Source organism: Streptomyces sp. 13-12-16 (assembly GCF_002114215.1).
In the GTDB taxonomy this organism is placed as follows: Bacteria; Actinomycetota; Actinomycetes; order Streptomycetales; family Streptomycetaceae; genus Streptomyces.
Genome location: NZ_NCTE01000279.1, coordinates 1 through 4,873 on the forward strand (window position 1 = coordinate 1; position 4,873 = coordinate 4,873).

At 73.0% G+C, this 4,873-nt stretch carries 4 protein-coding genes and 1 pseudogene; 2 read left to right on the forward strand and 3 right to left on the reverse strand.

Annotated features, from left to right (window positions below; translation table 11 throughout):
• Positions 1–1,049, forward strand: a 1,049-nt coding sequence (locus B7767_RS12260; RefSeq protein WP_107486029.1) for a maleylpyruvate isomerase N-terminal domain-containing protein, incomplete at its 5' end; no start/stop codon positions are given.
• Positions 1,050–1,327: 278 nt separating this feature from the next.
• Here the strand turns inward: B7767_RS12260 and purU are convergent.
• Positions 1,328–2,209: a formyltetrahydrofolate deformylase gene (gene purU, locus B7767_RS12265; RefSeq protein WP_085572225.1), complete on the reverse strand. Its 882-nt coding sequence runs from the start codon at positions 2,207–2,209 to the stop codon at positions 1,328–1,330.
• 46 nt (positions 2,210–2,255) lie between these two features.
• Positions 2,256–2,702: a hypothetical protein gene (locus B7767_RS12270; RefSeq protein ID WP_085572226.1), complete on the reverse strand. Its 447-nt coding sequence runs from the start codon at positions 2,700–2,702 to the stop codon at positions 2,256–2,258.
• Positions 2,703–2,874: 172 nt separating this feature from the next.
• On the opposite strand from B7767_RS12270, the gene B7767_RS12275 reads away from it, so the two are divergent.
• Positions 2,875–4,188 carry an ABC transporter substrate-binding protein gene (locus tag B7767_RS12275; protein ID WP_085572227.1) on the forward strand — a complete coding sequence of 438 codons (1,314 nt, stop codon included), beginning with the start codon at positions 2,875–2,877 and terminating at the stop codon, positions 4,186–4,188.
• 48 nt (positions 4,189–4,236) lie between these two features.
• Here B7767_RS12275 and B7767_RS12280 read toward each other — a convergent pair.
• Positions 4,237–4,873: pseudogene (locus B7767_RS12280) on the reverse strand (hypothetical protein); the annotation flags it as partial.

Genomic DNA, 4,873 nt, shown 5'->3' on the forward strand with positions numbered 1-4,873 from the left:
CGCAGGCGGAGGCGGACGCCGTCGAGGAGCACCTCGGCGCCTGCGGGTCCTGCGCGGACGAGGCGCTGCGGCTGCGCGAGGCGGTCGGCCTGCTCCAGCGGCCCGAGAGCCTGGACCTGGACCCCGGCCTGCGCACCCGCGTCCTGGAGTCCTGCCTGGAGCGGCGTCCGCCCCGCGTCCCCGTGCCGGAGTGGGCCGCCGCGTACGACGCCGAGACCGCGCGGCTGGACGCGCTGCTCCAGGACTTCGGCGACTCCGAGTGGCACGCGCCGGTGCGGCTGCGCTGGTACGAGTCCGACGAGGCGAGCAGCCGCCGTACCACCGTCGCCGGGGTCATGGCGCATCTGCTGACGGTCGACGGGCTGGTCGCGGTCGCCCTCGGCCTCGACGACCCGCTCGGCGACGCCACGGCCGCCCGGCCCACCCCGACGGACCGCACCGAGGCGTACTGGCGGGCGGCCCGTTTCCCGCCCACCCGCTCGGTGCGGGCGCCCTGGCGGGAGCAGAGCCACGACCTCGTACGGACGGTGTCCTTCACGGGCGGCGGCACCGGACGGCTGCCGGTGTCGTACGGCGACTACGAACTGCCGCTGCACGACGCGATGCTGGACCGGGCCTTCGAGTGCTGGGTGCACGCGGAGGACATCGCCGAGGCGGTGGACTACCCGTACGACCCGCCCTCCGGGCGGCATCTGCACCGCATCGTCGACCTGGCCGCGCGCATGCTGCCGGCCGTGCTGGAACACCGCCGGCAGCACGGGCTGGCCTCCCCCGTGGAGCGGCACCTGGTCGCCGCCGGGGAGCCGGGGCGCAGCCTGCGGCTGGAGATCGAGGGGTCCGGCGGGGGCGAGTGGCTGATCCCGCTGGACTCTCCGGCGGCGAAGGGGTCGGCCGAGCACGAGGTGGCGCACGTCGCGCTGGACGGGGCGGAGTTCTGCAGGCTCGCGGCGGGGCACGTCCCGCCGCGAGAGGCCGCGGTGGGACAGGTCGGAGACCGCGACGCCATCAAGGACGTGCTGTTCGCGGCGGCGAGCATGAGCCGGATGTAGGGACGGGTTCCGTCCCGTCGGCGGGCGCGAGCGTGTGGGGGTCGTTCGCGCCCGCGCGGCGCAGCCGCACACCGACAGGGTCCCGCGCCCCTTGACGTACGTGCAGTGGACGTACCTACAGGGGGCGGGGAACTGCGCGACAAGCCGCAACGCACCCGTGCGGGACCACGGCAGGACGCCCCCAGGGGCGCGGGACCGTACCGATACGCGCTCCGCCGCGCGGGCGCGAACGACCTCCACACGCTCGCGCCCGCCGGCGAACCGGACGGATCGAGCTCCTAGGCGAAAATCACCGTCCGCCGCCCGTTGAGCAGGATGCGGCGTTCCGCGTGCCACTTCACCGCCCGCGCCAGCGCCTGGCACTCCACGTCCCGCCCGATCGCGACGAGCCCCTCGGGCGTGACGTCGTGCCCCACCCGCTCGACCTCCTGCTCGATGATCGGCCCCTCGTCGAGGTCGGCGGTGACGTAGTGCGCGGTCGCGCCGATGAGCTTCACCCCTCGCGCGTGCGCCTGGTGGTACGGCTTCGCGCCCTTGAAGCTCGGCAGGAAGGAGTGGTGGATGTTGATGATCCGCCCGGAGAGCTGCTTGCACAGGTCGTCCGAGAGGACCTGCATGTAGCGGGCGAGGACGACGAGTTCGACGTCGTTCTCGCGCACGATCTCCAGCAGCCGGGCCTCGGCCTCCGGCTTGCCGTCCTTCGGCACCGGGATGTGGTGGAAGGGGATGTTGTACGAAGCCACCAGTTCGGCGAAGTCGGTGTGATTGGACACCACCCCGGCGATCTCCACCGGCAGCGCGCCGGTCTGCGCGCGGAACAGCAGGTCGTTCAGGCAGTGCCCGAACCGGCTGACCATGAGCAGGATGCGCATCTTCTCGTCGGCCCGGTTGATCTGCCAGTCCATGTGGAAGGAGTCACCGATCGCCGCGAAGCTCGCCCGCAGCTTCTCCACGGTCACCGGGGCGTCCGCCGAGAAGTGGACGCGCATGAAGAACAGTCCCGTGTCGTGGTCGCCGAACTGCTGGCTGTCCTCGATGTTGCAGCCGGTCATGAAGAGGTAGCTCGACACGGCGTGCACGATGCCCTGCTTGTCGGGGCAGGACAGGGTGAGGACGTACTGGTCGGCGGGGGCCGCGGCTCGGGTGGACTGCTCGCTCATGCAGAAAAGGGTCCCACACGCGCGGTCACGGCCGCCGACCGTTCCGCTACGCGGACCGCGTCACGATCCGCAGCACCTCGAGGGTGCTCGGCGGTGCGTCGGGGTCGTCGCCGTCGCTCGCCGCCATCCGCACGTGCGCGTCCCGCGCGGCCCGCACCGCCTCCGGCCACCCCTCGTGCTCGAGGTAGGCGGCCACCGGCGCGTCCGGGCCGACCTGGTGCATGATCCGCAGCACGCGCAGCACCGCGGTGTCGACGAGCGCCGCCTCCTGCGAGTCGCGGAAGATCGTGCCGACGTACTTCTCGGCGGACCAGTTGTCCAGCCAGGTGTCCTCGACCAGCCGGTAGACGGCGTCGGTGACGTCGCCGTAGCCGTCGACGCCGGCCAGCCAGACGCCCCGCTGGAAGGCGGGGTCGGAGAGCATGTGCAGCGCGGAGCGCACATTGCTGCGCCAGCGCCACCACGGCATGTCGTTGAGTGGCATGCCGCCCATGGTGGAGGAGCGACGGCCGCGACGGGAAGAGTTCTCCGAACCTTGCACGATCGTCGATCGTACGTTTCCGCGCCACACGAGTCATACGGGACCCCGCAATTCACCTCACCGTCACCGCCCGTTGACCAAGGGTCACACCGGGGTTGGCCGTGTGGCGGAATCGTGCGGGGGCATGACCGGCAGGCGACGCACCCGCAGCATCCTCCTCCCCCGCCTCCTCCGGCGGCCCGTCAGGGCCGGCGCCCTGACCACGGGCGCGCTGATCGCGTGCGCGTCGCTCGCCGCCGGGTGCGGGATCGTCCCCGGTGCCACGGGGGGCTCCGGGGACGACGGCACCGTCACCGTGATGACGTGGGCGCCCCAGGACACCCGGGCCACCAACAAGCCCGGGATGCCCGCGTTCGCCGAGGCGTACGCCCGCTGGATCAACTCCCAGGGCGGCATCAACGGCCGCCGGCTCACCGTACTGACCTGCAACGACAAGAACGACACCGTGGCCGCCGCGCGGTGCGCCCGGCGCGCGGTGCAGGAGGGCGCCGTCGCGGTCGTCGGTTCCTACAGCCAGTACGCCGACTCCTTCATGCCCACCCTGGAGGGCGCCGGGATCCCGTACATCGGCGGTTACGGCATCACCACCAACGAGTTCACCAGCCCGCTGTCCTATCCCGTCAACGGCGGCCAGCCGGTGCTGCTGGCCGGCCTCGGCCGCACCCTGGCCGACAGTTGCGGGCCGGTCGCCCTGATCCGGCCCGACACCATCGTGGGCGACCAGCTCCCCCCGCTGCTCGACTCGGGCCTGGCGGCGGGCGGGCACGCGCGCTCCGGTGACCAGCGGGCGGCGGAGGACGCCACCTCGTACGAGAGCCAGGCGCGGCAGGCCCTGGAGCGCACCACCGCGGACGTGGCCGAGCGGGGCTGTGTGGTGCCCGCCCTCGGCGACCGCACGGGCACCTTCATGGACTCCTTCCGGCGGGCCCGCGCCGACTATCCCGAGGTGCGCACCGCGACCGTGCTCGGCAGCGTCGACCAGAGCACGATCGACGCGTCCGGCGGGGCGTCGGGGCCGTACGAGGGGTCGTACGTCACCGGCTGGTACCCGGCGGCGGGTGACGCCCGCTGGAACCCGATGAAGAAGGTGATCGAGGAGGAGGCGTTCGGCGACAACCGGATCGACGCCGCGGACGCCGGGGTGCAGACCACCTGGATCGCCTACACCGTGTTCAAGCAGGTCGTCGAGTCCCTGGGGGACGGCGAGGTGAGCGCCGACACGGTGAGCGGGGCGCTGGACGGCGGGCTGAAGGTCACCACGGGCGGGCTCACCCCCACCCTGCGGTGGGACTTCCAGGACGAGCTCGCCGCCGTCGGTTTCCCCCGCCTGGTCAACGCGAACGTGACGCTGCAGGTGGTCGAGGGCGGCCGGCTGGTCGCGGCCCGCGGGGGCTTCACCGATGTGACGAAGACGCTGCGGGACGCGGATCTGGGCTGACCCGTGGTTCCGCCCGGCCGGGCGGGACCACGGGTCGGCGGCGTCCGGTCAGAGCTGGGTCGGCTGGCGCTCGGTCAGGCCGTACCGCTTGGCGATCGCGTTCCACAGCTTGGCGGCCTTCTGCTTCTCGGTGGTCGCGGTGCCGCTGGCCCGGTTGCCGGCCTGGGTCTGGCCGGTGGAGCGGGCCTGGCCCTTCTTGCAGCCCTTCTTGCCGGCGGTCTGGTCGGCCCAGGCGGCGTAGTGGTTGTCGGCCGACGCCGACGCCTGCCACGCCTTGGTGAGCGCGGTGGTCAGCGCCTGGTGGTCGGGCAGCTTGTCCACGGACAGGCCGGAGAGGTCGGTCACGAGCTGGGTGCGCTGCCCGGCCGCTTCCCGCAGGTCCTCGGCCGCCCGGTCGAGGTCGCGGCAGGCCTTCACGTCGGCGACCGCGTTGATCACGGTGGTGCGGCTGTTGCCGCTGTCGGCCAGCAGCTTGTCCAGCTCGACGGCCTGCTCGCGGGCCGGGTCGGCGGACGGCGAGGCGGATGCCTCCACGCTCGCGGGCGCGGTCGCGGACACGTTCTGGTTGTCGCCGTCGTCGTCGCCGCCCGGGCTGCCGAGCAGCGCGCCCGCGCCGACGCCGAGGACGGCGATACCGACGCCGACCGCCGCGATGAGCGGCACGCGTGAGCCGGTGCGGCCACCG

What these genes read in the sequence shown, in the direction of transcription:
- purU (WP_085572225.1), bottom strand. Translation starts at nt 2,209, where the DNA reads ATGAGCGAGCAGTCCACCCGAGCCGCGGCCCCCGCCGACCAGTACGTC.
- B7767_RS12270 (WP_085572226.1), bottom strand. Translation starts at nt 2,702, where the DNA reads ATGGGCGGCATGCCACTCAACGACATGCCGTGGTGGCGCTGGCGCAGC.
- B7767_RS12275 (WP_085572227.1), top strand. Translation starts at nt 2,875, where the DNA reads ATGACCGGCAGGCGACGCACCCGCAGCATCCTCCTCCCCCGCCTCCTC.